We start from the raw sequence: 18488 nt of genomic DNA, 5'->3' as shown, positions 1-18488 counted from the left end.
CCCTATATTATACTGAAAGAGTTTATAATCGGATGTTTGGAATACGGTGTTATAATATCCGGGACATGCCTCATGTACGAGACTAGGTATGTCGAATCACGCTGCGGTACAGGACCGTCAATAAAGGAGAGCAACGATGTTTGTTATACGAGGAACACAAAAACTGCTGAAGGAATGGGAGACTGAACCACTTCAAGTTGATATTTATCCGCCTTTGAATAGTTGGCATGCCAGCTTGTTTTTACTTAATCGAAGAAAAAATATAGTGTTTATGCATGATATATCCCGCTTAAGCATCACGCTTTTTGGGATCAAAAAATCGCAGTACAACAACCTGCCAGTTCTTTTTGTGCAAGCTTTGAAGGAATTAATGATCAGTGAAGGCTTTGATGAGCAGATTGTAAAGGCATACACACAGGAAGGCGAGCAGATGCTGGCTACGACGACGAATAGTCATAGTGTAATGGGAACCTTGGATGAGATTATTTTTATCATGAAGGAACTGGATATGGAGCATGGGTGCGAGCTGGAAAAAAACCAGTGGAATAACCGGATTGTTTTCAAAACTGTTGAATACAAGTACCCTGTTGATGTTTTTAAAGAAATGCTAGAAAAGCATTATAAACTAGAGAGTATTTGAGAAATTTATGATTTTACCGAAATTAAGTTCCATTTATTCCCTCTGTCCTATATAATCTAATATAGTTCTAAAAGACTATATAAAGAGAGGTAAGGGGTAAATGAAAATTAAATTAAGAAATAAAACTGGAATGATCAAGGAACGCAAAGTAGGTTTTTCATGGACTACGCTCTTTTTCGGTTTTTTCCCTGCGTTGTTTAGAGGGGATTGGAAGTGGGCAGTTATTATTTTTCTGGTGTCGATCCTTACGAGTGGGGCGTCCAACTTTGTATTTTGCTTCATCTATAACCGCTTACATATTAATGATCTGCTGTCCCAAGGCTATGGTCCTGCTACTAAGAAATCCCAAGCTATCCTGATTTCTAAGGGATTTATTGCTGAAAATTACGCTGCTAACTTTGCAGGTTAATTTGAGAGCTGCTTGTTAAACGAGACGTATCAAAAGAGCATCCACCAAAGTCCATGCGGGCGGGGAATGCTCTTTTTTTATAACTCACATGATAGCAACGCTTGCGATGAAATGAATCATAGCGCAATAAGCGGCACACTTTGGTAAAATAAAACGATACAGGGTTTGGCACCATCGGTCAGACTTATAAAACGGGGGGTACATAACGAAAGATGAAGAGGATTATTGATATAGCCAAAGAAGCAGGAATTGAAGAAGAACATTTGGAGACGTATGGAAAATATAAAGCGAAGCTGAATCCGTCCCTGTGGGAGCAGTTAAAGGATCGCCCGAATGGAAAGCTGGTGCTGGTTACGGCGATGAATCCCACACCGGCGGGAGAAGGAAAAACGCTGACAACCATCGGGCTGTCACAGGCGCTGAATGCGCTGGGGCATAAAACCGTTGCTGCGTTGCGTGAGCCGTCCCTTGGCCCTTGCTTCGGCATGAAAGGAGGAGCAACCGGGGGAGGACAAGCCCAGATTGTTCCGGCAGAAGACATTAACCTGCATTTTACAGGTGATATTCACGCGATTTCAGCTGCGCATAATTTGCTGGCAGCGATGATCGATAACCATTTGTTTCATGGAAATGCTTTGCGGTTGAAACCGGAGCGGATCGTGTGGAAACGTGCTGTCGATATGAACGACCGGAGTTTACGAAATATTGTGACCGGATTGGGGTCAGGTAATGGAGCGGTGAGAGAAAGTGGCTTTCTGATTACCTCGGCTTCAGAAGTGATGGCGGTATTATGTTTAAGTGAAGATATGGACGATCTTAAAGTGCGATTGGGTAGGATGGTGATTGGTTATAACGTAGATGGCGAAACGGTAACAGCTGAGGAACTACATGCGGTGGAAGGTATGGCTGTGCTGCTTCGGGAAGCATTGAAACCCAATCTGGTGCAAACGTTGGAGGGAACTCCAGTTATTGTGCATGGCGGACCTTTTGCGAATATTGCGCATGGATGCAGTAGTTTGATCGGTACGAAGCTGGCCCTGAAGCTGGGAGAGGTGGTCGTTACGGAGGCTGGATTCGGGGCTGAGCTGGGGGCAGAAAAGTTTTTTGACATCAAGTGCCGTCAATCCGGTTTGCAGCCAGATGCGGCTTTGTTGGTCGTAACCGCCAAAGCGCTGAAATATAACGGCGGTGTAGCTAAAAATGAGCTGGACGCAGAAAATCTGGAGCAAATGCAACTTGGATTAGCCAACATGAACCGGCATGTACGGAATTTGCAAAAGTTTGGCGTGCCAGTACTGGTAGCGGTCAACCATTTTGTAACAGATAGCGAGGCCGAGCTGGAACTAATATTTTCGGAATGCCGCAAGCTGGGTGTACCCGCAGAGCTGTCACAGGTGTGGGCACAGGGAAGCCAAGGGGGAGAAAAGCTAGCCCAAAGCCTGCTCAACCTGCTCCAGGAGGACAAAGCCCATTTTGCACCATTGTATGAGCATACACTTGATTTGCAAGCGAAAATTAGTGTCATTGCGAAGGAACTTTACGGTGCGGCAGAGGTAGCTTACACTCCTGCGGCCAAACGGGCGTTGGCCGGTATGGAGCAGCTTGGTTTTGGACAACTGCCTGTATGCATGGCCAAAACGCCGTATTCTTTCTCAGATCAACCTTCTCTGCTAGGTGCACCGGAGGGCTTTACCATTCACGTGTCCCGCGTTTCTTTGTCCGCAGGGGCAGGCTTTGTGGTCGTGGAAACAGGCAATACTATGACGATGCCAGGATTGCCCAAATCCCCAGCAGCTGAGCATATGTCGCTGGAGGCAGATGGGAGCATTCAAGGTCTAATGTAGTATCTTTAGAAAAATGGCAGCTTCTCAGGATGGAGTGCCAAGCAGTTTGGGCAGTGCAGTAAGCAGTTTTTGCCGGGTCATGGCATCGCTCCAGTTCCAGCGGTCAGCTTCTACGAAATATACCCGACCTTGACGTACAGCAGGAAGGCTGCGCCAGAGAGGGCTGCTGATCATACGTTCCAGCGTACGTTTGGATTCTGGAGCTGTTGGGACAAGCATAAAAATGCGGTCCCCGGCGTACTCAGGCAATTCGTTCGGATCTATTTCTGCGAAGCCTTGTTCCGCGTCGAGCACCTTTTGGATCAGCTCAACGGGCTGAAAGCCCTGTGGGTGGTAGAGGGCCGACGAGAATCCGGACATCCCCATGACAAAGAGCCGATCACCATGATCGAAGATGAAGACGGAGGCCGTTTCTCCGGCTGTGATTTGCGTACCGAGCTGCTGCCACATTGCCAGATTGCGGGCTGTAAAGGTAGACAACCAGCGTTCGGCCTCCCGCTCCTTACCGAGCCAGACGCCAAGTGTACGCATCCGTTCCTCCAGCGTGGCGAAGGAGTTGAAGGTGACGGTGGGAGCGATACTAGCAATGCGCTCATATTCCTGTTCATCCGAATTGGCGATGATAATTAGATCGGGATCAAGAGCGCTGGTCAAGCGAATATCCAGTGGAAGGCCCACATCGGCGACATTCACAAGACGATGTTTATAGACGCTGTATTCACTGAGTCGCAGACTTCCACCGATGGCTTTGGCCCCTAATGCCAATAGATCGCCCATCGTTTCTCCATGATAGATGATGCGGCTTGCTCGGCGCGGAATGTGAATATGGTGACCCGTCCAATCCTTGACGCGCACAGAACCTGAGACAGAAAGTGCGTACTTGCCAGGGGGAATCCCGGTCATTTGCCTAAACCGTCGATTAAAATAATATTCGTCAGAGAAACCAACCTGACGGGCAATTTCACGTAAAGGCCGTTTGCATTCCAGCAGCAGCCGCTTGGCATGGTTCAAGCGCAGCTCAGTGAGGTAATGCAGCGGCTTTTTGCCTGTAATTTTACGAAACAATTGGGAGTATTGCCATATGGAAACGTTCGCTTGTTCAGCGAGCTGCTTGACGGTAATGGGCTTTTCATAGTGGTTTTCCATATATGAAAGGGTACCTTCCACCGATGCTGGCAATGCCGGATTAGAGGTATTATTTTGATCAATATGGGTGTGGTCTTCCTGCCACAACAAGAGCAACTCTTGAAACATGATTTGCTGCCGTAATACAGATGTTTGGTTATGCGGCTGTACCGTTTGTTGGGTACTATGAAATAACTCTTCAGTCAACTGAATAAGTTTGGAGGAAGAAGAGGAGGCAATGTATTCGCGCGGTCCCGGCAGGACAGGTTCATGATATAGGGATGGCATACGTGCTGCGTGTTCAGCCAAGGCCATGTCCGCTTGTGGTTCTGATGGCAAAGCGATGACCTCAAACGTGATTTTGTAGTATTCGGGTACAGTTCCATTCAGGGGAGCGATTTGATAGGATTCACCTGGAGCTAGCCAATACCCATGATCTGTATGGGATAGATACTGCTCTGGGCCAATGTCCACCATACCTGTCCCACCGATGAATATAAGAAGACAGTGATATGAATTGGGACGTGATAATAATTCATCGGTAGGCTCACCAACCAACGCAATTTCTTTAAAATGAAAAAGCAGTGAGCTGAATGGGGGAGGATATACGGACGACGGAGACTGGTTCACGGTATTGCTCCTTTTATTGAGAATGGTTATCATGTATGTATAAGTATACCTCCTTTAGGTTCAACAAAAAAGAAGCCTATCAACAAGTGTCGATAAGCTTCTCCAATTTTTATTTGATGAGCTTGGGCAATTCCTCCAGCAGCCATTCTCGAGTGGAAGCATCACTTTCAGTTTTGCCAATATCCTGAGTGTACACACGTCCCCGTTTGACAGCAGGAAGCTGGAGCCACAGCTTGCTTTTCATTAACTGTTCGGTGGATTGTTGGGCTTCTGAACTTGGTGTTCTTAGTATGAAAATCCGATCTCCAGCGTATTGTCCGATCACTTCCTGAGATATTTGTACAAATCCTTTGTCCTCATCCAGTGCTTTCTGAATAAGAGGAGTAGGCTTGAAACCATTCTTTTCATACAGTATTTGTGACAGTCCTGTCCGTCCCATTGCGAATAAACGGTCGCCAGGATAGTAGGTAAACACTGAAGCAGTTTCCCCCGCCTTAACACCCTCTGCGTGAAGCTTGGTCCACATCTCCGCTTCCTTTATTTTATATTGGGCAAGCCAATCTTCAGCAGCCTTTTTCTTATTCACAATGTCTCCGAGATGTAGCAAACGTTCGTTTAACGGGGCAAAGGTATCGAACATAATTGTAGGTGCAATTTTTGTTAACGCTGCGTATTGTTTTTCATCTGTATCGGCGGTAATGATCAGGTCAGGCTGAAGTTCCAAGGTTTTTTCAAAATTAATCGGGAACCCCAGATCGGCCACGTTCTGAACCTGCTTCTCATAAACCTTGCCCTCAATCATAGAAGTCGATGTACCTATAGCTTGTACGTCTAAAACCAATAGATCTCCATAGTTTTCTCCGAAGTAAGCAATGCGCCCAGGAGTCGTGGGAATGTTCACTGTATGTCCCTTATAGTCTGTGTAGTCACGAGTTGTGGCAGCTTCCGATGTTTTTGTAGATGCTGTTGTGTTGCTGCTTGCAGTCTGATTGTGAGATGCGCCGCATCCCAGTAGCAATGCCCCCATAAGAAAGAAAAGGCAGATCAGAGCAGTGTATTGTCGAGTAGAATTTTTGTTGATTGTCGAGTTCTTGTTGGTCATAGCAACCTCCGTATAATAGAATGATTCAGAATTTTGTAAATGAGAATTATTATCACAAAAGCAATGATAAGCGCTGGACCCTCAATACTCAATGGACAAACTTGGTCAATGAATCCGATTTTGTACAAAATAAGTCTCATGTGTTCTTAGCTCATTTCAGGTTTTTCAAATTTTATTGATTTGTCATTTTTTATGGTATAGAATATCGTTTTTATACATTTGAAAGGGGTTTTGAAATGGCATTGTTTATTACATATGTTTTACTAGGTTTCTCTATAGCACTACCTGTAGGTACAATTACCATTGAAATGACGAAGCAAGGGCTAAAGAATGGATTCATGCATGGATGGATTGTGGGCCTTGGGGGGATGACCGTCGATTTGTTATTAATCATTGGTTTATATTTTGGTCTGGCCTCAGTTTTGTCATTATCTGTTGTACAGGTGATCATGTGGTTCATTGGAGCTATATTTTTGTGCTACGTGGGTTACGACAGCATTAAAAATGCAGATCATGATATTGCGCTAGAAGGAGAGAAAAAGACGAAATCATTATTTTCTTCCTATAAAAATGGGCTGCTTGTAGCTGTTTCACCAGGAAATTTAGTGTTTTGGGTGAGTGTTTTTGGAACTGTGCTGGCAAGTTCATTTGATCGGTCAAATACAAGTCAGTTCTTGATTGTTGGCTTAGGTATTTTGTTTGGTATTCTTATCCATGATTTAGGCTTGATGATCCTTGTAGCGACAACACGAAAAGCGATGAATCGAACCGCCATCAAGTGGGTTACGATCAGTGCTGGTGTGGTCTTGATCGGTTTTTCTTTTTATTTCCTGTATGAATTTATGATCACTCTCCAAAAGATTTTATAGCATTACACAAGGATACGTTCAAGCTTGTCATGCCAGTCTGCATAAATCGAACAAGTCCTTCATAGACATGTACTAATTCATTTAAAACATGTGCTGAAGGGGTTGATGACATGCGCCGGATTTCATGGATGCTTGCCATGGTCATGTGTGTAACGCTGCTACTGGCCGGGTGCGGCAAGAAGAGCGCGGACGATGTGGTTAAAGATTTGAGTGACGTGGTGAGCGACCTGAACAGCTACCACGGTACAGCTTTGATGACGCTGCATACCGGCGACACGCCGCAGGAATACAAGGTTGATATTTCCTACCGCAAGCCGTCCTATTACCGAATTGCCATGACGAACGAGAAAAAGGATGTTACGCAAATTGTGCTTCGTAATGATGAGGGTGTATTTGTACTGACACCCAGCCTGAACAAAAGCTTCCGTTTCAAAAGCGACTGGCCAAACAATCAGGGTCAAGTATATTTATATGAAACGTTAGTTCGCAGCATTATCGGCGATGCCTCCCGTCAGTTGGCTACCGACGATAAATCCTATGTGTTTGATGTGGCAGCAAATTACAACAGCCATGCGCTGGTGAGACAAAAGATATGGCTGTCCAAAAATGACTATGCACCCACTCAGGTACAGGTGTCTGATGCGAATGCCAAGGTAGTTGTTGATCTGAAATTCGATCAATTTGCTTTTGATACGAAGTTTGACAAGGACTCCTTTGATATGGAGCGGAACATGGCTTCAGGTAAGACGAGTACGGGTAGCGAAGGGGCGCCATCTTCTGGAGCAGTAGATTCCAGCGGTCAGCTTGATCCTTCCGGTGCGGTGGATGGGACGACTGGCGTGACGTCTGGCGAACCCGGACAAGAGCAGGGAACAGCAGGGGATGCAGTCCAGCAGCCGTCAGGGGAAGCGAAGGTGGACGGTACTGCCACAAACGATACATCCAAACCGGACGCAGCAGCCAACGCAGAGGCGCAGCAACAAACCCCGGGCACATCGGATGCCACAAACGGAACGTCAGCGGGAACAAATGCGGCAGAAGCTGTGATGGGTGAGTTCGGCTTGATCGAACCGTCCTACACGCCAGCCGGAGTACAGATCAAGGATACGCCGGAGCTCGAGGATAATGGTACACATGCGGTGATGCTGCGGTATAGTGGAACGTATAACTATACCATTGTAGAGGCACGTCCCAAAGATCGGGCGGTCGCACTGGCCGCAGGCGAACTGGTTGATATTGGAGGAAGCTTTGCCGTTCTGACCGGAGGCGAACAGCAGACGATGACCTGGATGAATGACGGAATCGAGTTCAGAATCACCAGTGCTGACCTGCCTGTGAGCGAAATGATACAAATTGCCGCTTCTATACAGGATCAATCGGGTAAATAAAACTTTATAGACGGATGCAGACGGTCTAGAGTGTAAAAATGCTCTGCTGCCGCCCGTATCCGTCTTTTGTTCATTCGCGGTCTGGGATGTGCACCGCTTGTATGTCGTGTTCATTGTAGAGGATGCAGGCAAACGTCTCCTGCCATTGACAGCCACGTTTTTGAACATTACCATTAACCTTTGGAAGCAAGAACTTTGCCACACTCCGAATGGTAAAAGGTTATGTTACAGGCTAACAATTGAAGAAGGTGACTGGATTTGCAAGCACAATACAGATCGACCCGGGCCGAAATCAACCTGGATCACCTTGGCGCCAACTATGAAGCTTTTCGCAAGGCATTGCCAGCGGATAAGCTGATACTGGTCTGTGTCAAGGCTAATGCCTACGGACACGGTGCCGTGGAAATTTCAAAGGAATTGGAACGCCTTGGTGCGGATTATTTGAGCGTCGCTTTTCTGGATGAAGCGTTGGAGCTTCGTCATGCAGGGGTTCAGCTACCAATTCTAGTACTTGGTTACACCTCACCGGAAGCTGTACAAACGGCTTGGGATCATGATATCTCATTGACAGTGTTCAGTGAGGAAGTGCTGGAGGGTATCCGCAGACTGGACCGCCAAGGAAACGAACGCAAGTTGAAGGTGCACATCAAAATAGACAGCGGCATGGGAAGACTGGGTTTGCTGCCTGGAGAAGAGGCTATGGCTTTTGTCCGGCAGGCTCACGAATTAGAGCAAGTGCTGCTGGAAGGCATGTACACCCATTTTGCCCGCGCGGATGAAGAAGACAAAAGCTATACACTGCTACAATATGATCGGTTTCGGGGCGTGGCGGAAGCGCTAAGGGAACAAGGTATCACCATTCCCATTATACATACGGGCAACAGCGCCGCCACCATTGATACCCCTTCTCTTTCCCCCAATTTGGTGCGGATTGGTATCAGTATATACGGTCTGTACCCGTCTGATGAGGTTAACCGGCAAGCTATTGAGCTGCTGCCTGTATTGTCATTGAAGACGGCGGTGGTTTATACCAAGACGCTTCCTCCCGGCTGGGGAGTTAGCTATGGCACCCGGTATGTAACCTCCAGTGAAGAACGGATCGGTACACTGCCAATCGGCTATGCGGATGGATACTCCCGCATGCTGAGTGGGAAGATCGAAGTGTTGATACGCGGTCGCCGCGTCCCGGTACTCGGTACGATTTGCATGGACCAGTGTATGGTATCCTTACAATCTTTCGCAGAAGATGCGGAAGAAATCCAAACCGGCGAAGAGGTTGTTCTCATCGGCCAGCAGTCCGGCGAAACTATCGCGGCGGATGAGTTGGCATCCAAGCTTGGTACGATCCACTATGAGGTGATCTGCATGATCGCAGATAGGGTACCGCGTGTATACACACGAGGTCATGTTCCTGTTGTTCGAGTGAACTCGCTTCTTCCAACCCGCTGGAATTAATTTCATAACGCAAATTACCGAATAAAAGCAGGAGTTTTCGCAGAACGTCCCGAAATATGTACAAAGGAAAGAAAAGAGCGCTATAACTGTCAAAAGACGCATCAGGCTCCGCTGACACTTGTATTTCGGGGATCAAACGCCTGTACGAAAACGAACTGCGTAGTTTATAATGGAATGCAGCATAGATGATATACGAATATCATATACATTCTCTTGTATTCCGTTTGAATAAATTACCGGGAATAACGTTATAATGGTACAATGGCGACAAGGTTTTGGGGGTGGAAGAGAAGTTGGCCAATTTGCAGAACACCAAAAGAATAATGATCAGTTTGCCAGATCATCTCTTGCAGGAAGTGGACGGGATCGTAGCTATGGAAAATTCCAACCGCAGTGAATTTATCAGGCAGGCCATGAAGCTGTATGTAGGCGAACGTAAAAAACGTTACATTCGTGAAGCTATGCAGCGTGGATACATGGAAATGGCTAAAATCAACTTAACCATGGCATCCGAAGCCTTTCACGCGGAGGAAGATGCAAACAGCACCTTGGGCCGTACAGTTAGCGGGGTGTAATCCATATTGATCGTAAAGCGCGGCGACGTTTTTTTTGCAGACCTTTCACCCGTAGTCGGTTCCGAGCAAGGTGGCGTCAGACCTGTGCTGATCATTCAAAATGATATCGGCAACCGGTTTAGTCCTACTGTGATCGTAGCAGCTATCACCGCTCAGATTCAGAAGGCAAAGCTGCCTACACACGTGGAAATCGACGCGGCGACGCATGGCTTTGATCGTGATTCTGTTGTTCTTCTGGAGCAAATTCGGACGATCGACAAGCAAAGGCTTACCGACAAAATCACCCATTTAGATGAAGAAACCATGCGCAAAGTGAGCGATTCGCTACAAATCAGTCTCGGTTTGATTGATTTTTAGCGTGATGGAACGACGAGTGAAACGGGAAAAGGGCAGCGCTTGGGCGCTGCCCTTTTGCGTGTCCAATGAAAAATGCAGGTAGGGCTTGCTTTAACGTCACCTGCTGGCGCTTTGAATCTTTTTTTGTGATAATGAAAGACATGGTGTAAGACAAGAGCTGTGAGGAAGAAGGGATAGGTTTGTCTAACGAGGAAACGAAGACGGAAATCCGGCAGGAGCCGAACGAAGCAGAACGCCAAGAGCGGATTGTCAAACAAGTGGCGAGAGAGCTGTCGCTGGCACTCAAGCAAATCCGGACAACGATCAGTTTGTTGGATGAAGGGAATACAATTCCTTTTATCGCGCGTTATCGTAAGGAAATGACAGGAGAGCTGGATGAAAATCAGCTGCGTGAAATTGAAGATCGTGTGGTGTATTTGCGTAATCTGGAGGATCGTAAGGTAGAGGTCATCCGCATTATTGATGAGCAGGGCAAGCTGACGGAAGACCTGCAGACTGCTATCACCTCTGCGGTTAAACTTCAGGAAGTGGAGGATCTGTATCGTCCGTATCGGCAAAAACGCAAAACCCGCGCCAGTGTAGCGAAGGAACGGGGACTGGAGCCGCTGTCCATCTGGATCTGGAGCCAGCCGAAGCAGGGCGATGCTCTGAAAGAAGCCGAGTCCTATGTAAATGCGGAACTGGGAGTGGACAGCGCTGAGGCGGCCATCCAAGGAGCCTTGGACATTTTAGCTGAAAATATAGCGGATGATGCGGCTATTCGCCAATGGGTACGCCGATACACGCTGGACCATGGTATGTTGACCTCCGAAGCGAAGGACGCGGAGCAAGAATCCGTGTATGAGAACTACTACAGCTATCGTGAGCTCGCTAAGAAAATGCCACCTCACCGTATTCTGGCAATTAATCGCGGGGAGCGGGAAGGCATTCTTAAGGTTGGTCTTGAGGTGGCGCCAGATTCCATTTACAATTACGTGGCTGGCCAAGTGATTAAAGGATCGTCTGTCGTGCAAGATCTGCTGCGCAGTGTCATTGAGGATGCGTATAAAAGACTTATCGCGCCATCTATCGAGCGTGAAGTACGCGCTGAAATGACGGAGAAGGGCGAGCAGCAGGCCATCTCCATCTTTGCAGGCAACTTGCGCAGCCTGTTGCTACAGGCTCCGATCAAGGGCCGACGTGTGCTCGGTGTCGATCCGGCCTATCGGACAGGCTGTAAGCTGGCGGTTGTCGATGACACCGGCAAGCTGCTCGAAGTGGCTGTGACGTATCCGACACCGCCGAATAACAAGAAGCGCGAGGCTGCTGAAAAGTTCAAGCAGCTAATTGCCCAATATGGTATCGAATTGATTGTCATTGGTAACGGAACCGCTTCGCGCGAGACAGAGCAATTTGTAGCGGAAGTCATTGCGGACATTGGTGACAGCAGTCTAGCGTATCTGATCGTCAATGAGGCGGGCGCGAGCGTATACTCTGCCTCCAAGCTGGCACAGGAGGAATTTCCCGATTTGGACGTGGCTGAGCGCAGTGCGGCTTCCATCGCACGTCGTGTGCAGGACCCGCTGGCTGAGCTGGTCAAGATTGAGCCGAAGGCTATTGGTGTAGGCCAATACCAGCATGATGTGTCGCAGAAATATCTGGATGAAAGCTTAAAGGATGTTGTCGAATCAGCCGTTAACCATGTCGGTGTGGATGTGAACACGGCTTCCTCTGCGCTGTTATCCTATGTAGCGGGGATCAATGCGACGATTGCCAAAAACATCGTTAAGTACCGTGAGGAAAACGGTAAATTCAGCAGCCGTCGTCAGTTGCAGAAGGTGCCGCGCCTTGGTGCAAAAACCTACGAGCAATCTGTAGGCTTTATCCGTATACCGGGTGGAGAAAATCCACTGGACCGTACACCGATTCACCCTGAATCGTATGCTGTCGTAGACCGCCTGTTGGCGGAACTGAACATCAGCGCCCACGATCTGGGTACTAAGACTGCAATGGAAGCACTGAGCGTGTCCAACATTGACGAATTGGCTGCAAAGCTTGAAGTCGGCGTGCCAACACTGAAGGATATTCTGGACAGTCTCCAGCGTCCGGGCCGTGACCCGCGTGACGAGCTGCCGTTGCCTGTATTCCGCAAGGATGTGCTGAAGATCGAGGATCTCTCACCGGGTATGGAGCTTCAGGGAACCGTCCGCAATGTCATTGATTTCGGCGCATTTGTCGATATCGGTATTAAAAGTGACGGGTTGGTTCATATTTCACAGCTGCGCAGTGGCTTCGTAAAGCATCCGATGGATGTCGTATCTGTCGGTGATAACGTGACGGTGTGGGTGTTAAATGTTGATTTGAAAAAAGGCAGGGTTGGTCTGACGATGAAACCTCCTGCAGAGGCGCAATCGCAGGCATAATACTTTAAATAAAGCTGTACAACCTTCTTGTGAAGGTATAACAAAAGCCGGAATCTCCGAACTGCATCGGAGATTCCGGCTTTCATTTTTGGATGCCTTAGCTTCTACCCGTTGTTGGCATCGAACTCCACGCCAGGTGCTTTATGATAAAAAAACCAACAATCGTTCAACAGTTTAATTTGGCGCCGGTCCTTTTTGTAAAAGGCCCGCATGAGCTGGTTGCTGAGCCATTGAGGCAAGCCGATCTCCTCCTCTGCGTTACTTCTGTATGTTTAGCATATGGGGTGGGTACCTAAAGTGTGCTTATGAATTGGGGGTTAGACTTAGGCCGTTATTTTATAATATGCTTGTCAGTAAGGAGCAAAGGAGGAGAGACCGGAAGGATGGAGTCTAAGTCCCTGAGCAATTCAATGAACCATTCTATGAACCATTCTATGAACCGTTCTATGAGTAATGAAGAGCTTCAAGAATGGGTAGAGCGCATTTCGCTGGAGAGCTTCGGCGTGCCGTTTCGACATCAAGCCACCTTTAATGCGCGCCTGTCTTCCACAGGCGGTAGGTATTTTATGAAAAGTCATCATATTGAAATTAATCCACATCAACTCGCAGCTTACGGACGTTCTGAGGTGGAGAAAATTATTAAGCATGAGCTGTGCCATTATCATTTACATTTGCGAGGGATGGGCTATCAGCATAGAGATGCTGACTTCAAAGCATGGCTTGCCCGTGTAGGAGGGAGCAGGCATTGTCAGACTCTGCCAGGAAGAACGGAACGTAAGCCTCAGCCTTATCGTTACAAGCTAGTATGCGTTTCCTGTAAACAGGAGTATATGCGCAAGCGTAAGATGAATCCTCAGCGGTATCGCTGTGGGAAGTGTGGAGGTAAGCTTCGCCTGTTGGCACTTGACGGCACCCCCTGAATCATGGTAAATTAACCATACTGTATGATAATTTACAGTAATGTTCCCTGATAGCTCAGTTGGTAGAGCACTCGACTGTTAATCGAGTTGTCACAGGTTCGAGTCCTGTTCGGGGAGCCATGGAGAGGTACCCAAGTGGCTATAAGGGGACCCTCTGCTAAGGGGTTAGGCTGCGAAAGCGGTGCGAGGGTTCGAATCCCTCTCTCTCCGTTGGTATTTTAAGCAGAAAAAGGACGCTCGTATGCATTGTAATGATGCTTGCGAGCGTCCTTTTCGTCTATATCTGCTTTGAGAATAATGGTGGACTGAAATCGTTTAAATGGAGAGGCGGACGTGCTTCGTACAGCATGAAGCGACGTTAGCCTGTCTTGTACGCAGCCAATAACTTCTATTTCACGCTGTCAGCCTCGACTGTCTTGAGTATGTTCAACAGAGCATGAGCAACGCCATCTTCTGCATTAGTCAGAGTCACTTCGGAGCAGACGGCCTTGATGTCGTCTTTTGCATTGCCCATGGCAATGCCTGTTCCTGCCATCGTCAGCATGGAGATATCGTTGTAGCTGTCCCCAATCGCTACGGCTTCCTGCATGGGAATGCTCAGATGATTCGCCAGATAACGCAATGCATTACCTTTAGACGCATCCCTATGCTCGACTTCAAAGTTACGGTCTGAAGAGATGACCATGTTTAGGCCCTGAAAACTTCGGTAACGTTCACGGCCCCAATCCAATTTGGCTTGATCAAAGGAGAAACAGAGCACGTTATAAATCTCTACATCCAGTGGAATGTCCTCATATGAAGCGATGCGAGTATGTCCGGTCTGTTCATATTGTTTTTCAGCTGCATGTAATAAAGTATCCAGCGAAATATCCGGGTTGGAGCTCAGCAAGCGGTCCATTTCAACAGCAAGCAGCTGATGTCCGTTTTGTGGAGAATAAATAGCGCGGTCTGTCATGACCTCATAGTAAAAGTCGTTGTCATGCAGCCAGCTCAGCACTTCAAACGTTTCACTGCGGCCCATAGGAGTAGAGGTTAACTGACGACGATGCACATCGTGTACGGTTGCGCCGTTTGCTCCAATGACGGGAGTTACAAGCTCTGCTTCCTCTAGCTTCGTCCAGGCGTCATAAGCAGCTCTACCAGTGGCAATTGTCACCTGAACGCCTTGCTGCTGTGCTTGGCGTATAGCCTCCGCGTTCACTTTGCTTATTTTTCCTTCCTCGTTCAGCAGTGTTCCATCCATATCAATCGCAAACAGTTTCATTTCTCCCCAGCTCCTGTCTTTCGATATCTCTGTGATAAATCTTGAGTTCTAGCTAAGCAGTTTCATATTTATGAGGGTACAACAACTTCCACATCATAATGTTGCAAAATTTCCAGCATCGCTGGTTCTGGCAATCTGTCGGTGATCACGATATTAACTTCAGACAGATCGGCAAAACGATATGGAAAATTGATTCCGAATTTCGAATGGTCCGCAAGGATGATCACCTGATCTGCCTGTTTCATCATCTGATGCTTCAGCATGCCGTCTTCTTCATGAATCAGGCTTAGTCCGTGGGCAGATATACCACCAATCCCGATAAAGGCTTTGTCTACAAAATAGTGAGACAAAGTGGCGATCACGGAGGAGCCATATACATATCGGTGTTCTTTTTGCAGGCGGCCTCCCAGCAGATGAATGGAGACACCGTCTTTTCCAGATAGCACGTCAGCCTGATTGATTGAATTGGTGATGACCGAACATTCCTGCACATTCAGTCTTTCTGCACACGCCTGTACGGTGGTAGAGGAATCCAATATAATACGATCCTTATCTCGTACCATGCTGGCAGCCAGTTGTCCGATCACTTGTTTCTCCTCGGATACAGTAAGTAGTCTTTCATTATAATTTCCAATTGGATCGTGATGAAGTGTAGGGAGAAGAGCGCCGCCGCGGGTGCGAATAATTTTTTGATGCTCTTCAAGTTTTACGAGGTCTCGACGGGCCGTATCTCGTGAAACATTAAAAAATTCACAAATATCATCCACCGAAATACGCTTATGAAGCTGTAAGTAATCAACGATTTTTAACATTCGTTCTTCCTGATACATAAAAAGCTCCTCTGATATATAATTATTTCGGTATCTCGTAAGTGATTATAAGTAAATACAAGTGATATTGCAATCATTTATCGCTGTTTTCAGGATTTTAGTGATTTTAGATAAGGTATTTTAAGTAAATGCGAATTTTGTGCTTATAAAAACTGCTTTTTTAAAAATTTTAGAAATAAGTATTGCCATTCGTTATTCTATTTGATATACTCTTTCTTGTCGCCAAGTTGGCGTATAATAATAAGGCCCGTTGGTCAAGGGGTTAAGACACCTCCCTTTCACGGAGGTAACAGGGGTTCGAATCCCCTACGGGTCATTGTTGTCTTTATAGACTACATGTTGCATGCTTAAGGGAAATTCCTGAGGTCTGGTCTAATGGCGGACAGCTTGGATGAACAGCATGAGCCATTAGCTCAGTTGGTAGAGCACCTGACTTTTAATCAGGGTGTCGAAGGTTCGAGTCCTTCATGGCTCACCATTTATATTTTGTTATGCGGTCGTGGTGGAATGGCAGACACGCTATCTTGAGGGGGTAGTGAGCGTACGCTCGTGGAGGTTCGAGTCCTCTCGACCGCATCAATGGAATAAACGGAAAAGTCTCTCGCGGTAGAGGCTTTTTTTATTTGTGTAGTGATGTAATAAAGTAATGATTATGATGAAATAATGATTCCATAGTATAATATAATGCCATAATGTTATAGAATGATAAGTATAAACTTATGAAGTGACGGTGAAAAATATGGACACTCAACTGTTAGGAAATATATCAGAAAATATTTTGGGCTTGTTTCCGATTGTGAAGAAGAAATTTTTCACCTACGGTCCGCTCGATTTACCATTACACTTGTCGCCTAATAACTTTCAGGTATTACTGCTTCTGCGTGAGGTGCGCTTGTCTACGGTATCTGATTTATCCAAACAGCTCAATGTCTCACGTCCGAACATGACTCCTCTTCTGGACAAACTGGTGGAGCATGGGTTGGCTGACCGCCAGTCGTGTGATTCGGATCGCAGAGTCGTGAATGTGGCGATTACACAGGAAGGCGATGCTTTTTGTGAACAGGTATTTCATACCTTCTCCAATAAAATTCAAGAAAGACTGGTGTATCTGCCAGAAGAAGATTTATTGCATCTGAGTGAAACTTTGAATGAATTGAAGCATATCTTACTTAAAATCGACAACGCTGCTACGTGATTGGCGTAAGTGAACTGGCTTAAAGACCGCCCTTTCTTCGGAAAACAGGCGGTTTTTGTTGCGTGTTGTGGTATAATGGAAACCAACATACATAATTCGGTAATTTTAGCATACGTGATCTTTGAAATGGGAACAGAGAACATGATATCGTTATTTGAGAGCCTGCTAGGGAGGAAGGAACTTCTATGCAATCTATTTACCATCGCATTGAGGAACTCATCAAGGAACGGGGAATGACGAAAAAGGCGTTCTGCCAGCAGTTAGGCATTAGTACAGGGAACTTCGGGGATTGGAAAAGAGGAAAAACGACGCCGGGCACGAATAAACTCATTGAAATTGCTTCGTTTTTTGATGCCAGTCTGGATTGGATTATGCTGGGTCGAGATGTACAGGGTGAGGTGCTAAAGGAGTCGCAAGACCCTTATTTTTTTGACGCTTCAGGGCAACTGAATTGCCAGGAGGAACCGCTAAGTGAGGCGGAAAGAAATTTTATACTTGAGTATATTGAATTTACCCGCTTTCGTAAAGAGAAAAACCAGCGCAATTCTACTATGGGGTAATGGTTGCTTAGGATTTGATGAGGATTACTAATGAGTAAGGCTGAAAAATGAAAATTATTTCAGAAAAAGTTACTGTGTCGGAGGGGAAACATTTTGGGAGATCAAACTATTTATCAGCGGATTGAAGCTTTGATTAAGGATCGCGGAATGACCAAGAAGGCATTTTGTGAAAAACTTAAAATCAGTTCAGGGAATCTCGGTGATTGGAGAAGAGGTAAAACAACGCCGGGTACCACCCATTTGATTCAGATTTCGGACTTTTTTAATGTATCGCTTGATTGGTTAATGAAAGGGATTAAGCCAGGGGAAGGCGTACTTCAGGAGCAGAAGGCTGCTTATTTTTTTGGAGTGATGGGGCCACTGAATTGCCAGGCAGAAGATCTTGAGACGGAAGAACAGAATTTTATTTTAGAATATGTTGAATTTGCGAAATATCGTAAGCAAAAAAGTGAGAAGGATAAAACAAAGCCGGAATAATTTTTTGGCTAAAGATCGTCTGGGTTGAAAACCCGTAAACGACCTGGAGGGGTTCGCTTTACGGGTTTATTTGGTTTCTTGGTGATATGGAATGACCTATATGTAACTGGAATGCTTGTTGGGTTTAGAGTGGCGGTGCCTCCTTATAATCGTTATCGTCGATGTTCAGAATTGCAGAAACTTGTTTTCTGTACCTTTGTGCTTTGCGGGTGCCGTGAATCAGATTGGACAAGCGTGAGGGCGGAATATTGTGTGTCTCACAAAATGTTTTCTGATCCAGTCGAAGTTCGACAAGCCGTTGTTTGATGGCCCACCCGAAGGAGGTGACAGGCATTTTGTTGTTCAAGAGAAATCGCCCCTTACGGATTCTTGCGGAATAATTGGTGTGTTATAATAATCATCAGTAAACATGTTAGAATTAACCATCTGACACTATGATACACTTT

The 18488-nt window shown here is 46.5% G+C and carries 19 protein-coding genes and 5 tRNA genes; 18 read left to right on the top strand and 6 right to left on the bottom strand.

Translation table 11 applies throughout. From position 1 onward, the window contains the following. Positions 1-136: 136 nt before the first annotated feature. From NSS66_RS04835 to NSS66_RS04825, 3 genes are all read left to right on the top strand, one after another. Entirely contained in the window at positions 137-640 is a 504-nt protein-coding gene (locus NSS66_RS04835) for a DUF6933 domain-containing protein (RefSeq protein ID WP_023987589.1), read from the top strand. A gap of 100 nt (positions 641-740) precedes the next feature. Then, the gene (locus tag NSS66_RS04830; protein ID WP_013309242.1) at positions 741-1049 is read left to right on the top strand and encodes a hypothetical protein; all 309 of its coding nucleotides are present in this window, start codon (positions 741-743) and stop codon (positions 1047-1049) included. Positions 1050-1261: 212 nt separating this feature from the next. Next, positions 1262-2893 (top strand): formate--tetrahydrofolate ligase, encoded by a 1632-nt coding sequence (locus NSS66_RS04825; RefSeq protein ID WP_053324894.1) that lies wholly within the window; start codon positions 1262-1264, stop codon positions 2891-2893. Between the two features lie 24 nt (positions 2894-2917). On the opposite strand, the gene NSS66_RS04820 is transcribed toward NSS66_RS04825, so the two are convergent. Both NSS66_RS04820 and NSS66_RS04815 read right to left on the bottom strand, forming a co-directional pair. Continuing rightward, complete coding sequence (locus NSS66_RS04820; RefSeq protein ID WP_023987591.1) at positions 2918-4648, bottom strand: ABC transporter substrate-binding protein; 1731 nt, start codon at positions 4646-4648, stop codon at positions 2918-2920. 109 nt (positions 4649-4757) lie between these two features. Next, on the bottom strand, positions 4758-5750 hold the full coding sequence (locus NSS66_RS04815) for an ABC transporter substrate-binding protein (protein WP_340958515.1): 993 nt from the start codon (positions 5748-5750) through the stop codon (positions 4758-4760). Positions 5751-5986: 236 nt separating this feature from the next. Between NSS66_RS04815 and NSS66_RS04810 the strand changes: the two genes are divergently transcribed. From NSS66_RS04810 to NSS66_RS04785, 6 genes are all read left to right on the top strand, one after another. Continuing rightward, positions 5987-6619 (top strand): LysE family translocator, encoded by a 633-nt coding sequence (locus NSS66_RS04810; RefSeq protein ID WP_023987593.1) that lies wholly within the window; start codon positions 5987-5989, stop codon positions 6617-6619. Positions 6620-6729: 110 nt separating this feature from the next. After that, the gene (locus NSS66_RS04805; protein ID WP_023987594.1) at positions 6730-8007 is read left to right on the top strand and encodes an outer membrane lipoprotein-sorting protein; all 1278 of its coding nucleotides are present in this window, start codon (positions 6730-6732) and stop codon (positions 8005-8007) included. A 258-nt stretch (positions 8008-8265) separates the two neighbouring features. Continuing rightward, entirely contained in the window at positions 8266-9462 is a 1197-nt protein-coding gene (gene alr, locus NSS66_RS04800; RefSeq protein WP_340958514.1) for an alanine racemase, read from the top strand. A gap of 293 nt (positions 9463-9755) precedes the next feature. Then, positions 9756-10037, top strand: a complete 282-nt coding sequence (locus tag NSS66_RS04795) for a CopG family ribbon-helix-helix protein (protein ID WP_007429334.1) — start codon at positions 9756-9758, stop codon at positions 10035-10037. A gap of 6 nt (positions 10038-10043) precedes the next feature. After that, complete coding sequence (locus NSS66_RS04790; RefSeq protein WP_007429335.1) at positions 10044-10394, top strand: type II toxin-antitoxin system PemK/MazF family toxin; 351 nt, start codon at positions 10044-10046, stop codon at positions 10392-10394. Positions 10395-10573: 179 nt separating this feature from the next. After that, entirely contained in the window at positions 10574-12796 is a 2223-nt protein-coding gene (locus NSS66_RS04785; RefSeq protein WP_340958513.1) for a Tex family protein, read from the top strand. Between the two features lie 104 nt (positions 12797-12900). Here the strand turns inward: NSS66_RS04785 and cmpA are convergent, their stop codons facing one another. After that, on the bottom strand, positions 12901-13035 hold the full coding sequence (gene cmpA / locus NSS66_RS04780) for a cortex morphogenetic protein CmpA (protein WP_007429337.1): 135 nt from the start codon (positions 13033-13035) through the stop codon (positions 12901-12903). A 144-nt stretch (positions 13036-13179) separates the two neighbouring features. Here cmpA and NSS66_RS04775 point away from each other — a divergent pair, with 144 nt between their 5' ends. The 3 genes from NSS66_RS04775 to NSS66_RS04765 all read left to right on the top strand — a co-directional run bounded on the left by NSS66_RS04775 (position 13180) and on the right by NSS66_RS04765 (position 13926). Further along, the gene (locus tag NSS66_RS04775; RefSeq protein WP_264454050.1) at positions 13180-13716 is read left to right on the top strand and encodes a SprT family protein; all 537 of its coding nucleotides are present in this window, start codon (positions 13180-13182) and stop codon (positions 13714-13716) included. A 44-nt stretch (positions 13717-13760) separates the two neighbouring features. Next, a tRNA-Asn gene (locus NSS66_RS04770) sits at positions 13761-13836 on the top strand. Position 13837: 1 nt separating this feature from the next. Continuing rightward, positions 13838-13926: transfer RNA gene (locus NSS66_RS04765), tRNA-Ser, on the top strand. A 178-nt stretch (positions 13927-14104) separates the two neighbouring features. Here NSS66_RS04765 and NSS66_RS04760 read toward each other — a convergent pair. Both NSS66_RS04760 and NSS66_RS04755 read right to left on the bottom strand, forming a co-directional pair. After that, positions 14105-14980, bottom strand: coding sequence for a Cof-type HAD-IIB family hydrolase (locus tag NSS66_RS04760; RefSeq protein ID WP_340958512.1), 876 nt, complete (start codon positions 14978-14980; stop codon positions 14105-14107). A gap of 68 nt (positions 14981-15048) precedes the next feature. Continuing rightward, positions 15049-15810, bottom strand: coding sequence for a DeoR/GlpR family DNA-binding transcription regulator (locus NSS66_RS04755; protein WP_013309250.1), 762 nt, complete (start codon positions 15808-15810; stop codon positions 15049-15051). Positions 15811-16054: 244 nt separating this feature from the next. Between NSS66_RS04755 and NSS66_RS04750 the strand changes: the two genes are divergently transcribed. The 6 genes from NSS66_RS04750 to NSS66_RS04725 all read left to right on the top strand — a co-directional run bounded on the left by NSS66_RS04750 (position 16055) and on the right by NSS66_RS04725 (position 18042). Further along, a tRNA-Glu gene (locus NSS66_RS04750) sits at positions 16055-16126 on the top strand. Between the two features lie 86 nt (positions 16127-16212). After that, a tRNA-Lys gene (locus NSS66_RS04745) sits at positions 16213-16288 on the top strand. Positions 16289-16303: 15 nt separating this feature from the next. Next, positions 16304-16386 (top strand) — tRNA-Leu (locus NSS66_RS04740). Positions 16387-16549: 163 nt separating this feature from the next. Then, complete coding sequence (locus tag NSS66_RS04735; protein ID WP_053324898.1) at positions 16550-17005, top strand: MarR family winged helix-turn-helix transcriptional regulator; 456 nt, start codon at positions 16550-16552, stop codon at positions 17003-17005. 185 nt (positions 17006-17190) lie between these two features. Further along, positions 17191-17565, top strand: a complete 375-nt coding sequence (locus NSS66_RS04730; protein WP_023987599.1) for a helix-turn-helix domain-containing protein — start codon at positions 17191-17193, stop codon at positions 17563-17565. Between the two features lie 93 nt (positions 17566-17658). Beyond that, positions 17659-18042: a helix-turn-helix domain-containing protein gene (locus NSS66_RS04725; protein ID WP_013309253.1), complete on the top strand. Its 384-nt coding sequence runs from the start codon at positions 17659-17661 to the stop codon at positions 18040-18042. 124 nt (positions 18043-18166) lie between these two features. Here the strand turns inward: NSS66_RS04725 and NSS66_RS04720 are convergent, their stop codons facing one another. Then, on the bottom strand, positions 18167-18388 hold the full coding sequence (locus NSS66_RS04720) for a Rha family transcriptional regulator (RefSeq protein ID WP_023987600.1): 222 nt from the start codon (positions 18386-18388) through the stop codon (positions 18167-18169). Between the last annotated feature and the right edge of the window lie 100 nt (positions 18389-18488).

This window comes from Paenibacillus sp. FSL R10-2748, assembly GCF_038005565.1.
GTDB lineage: Bacteria > Bacillota > Bacilli > Paenibacillales > Paenibacillaceae > Paenibacillus > Paenibacillus polymyxa_B.
This window is presented reverse-complemented; position numbering and strand designations above follow the sequence as displayed.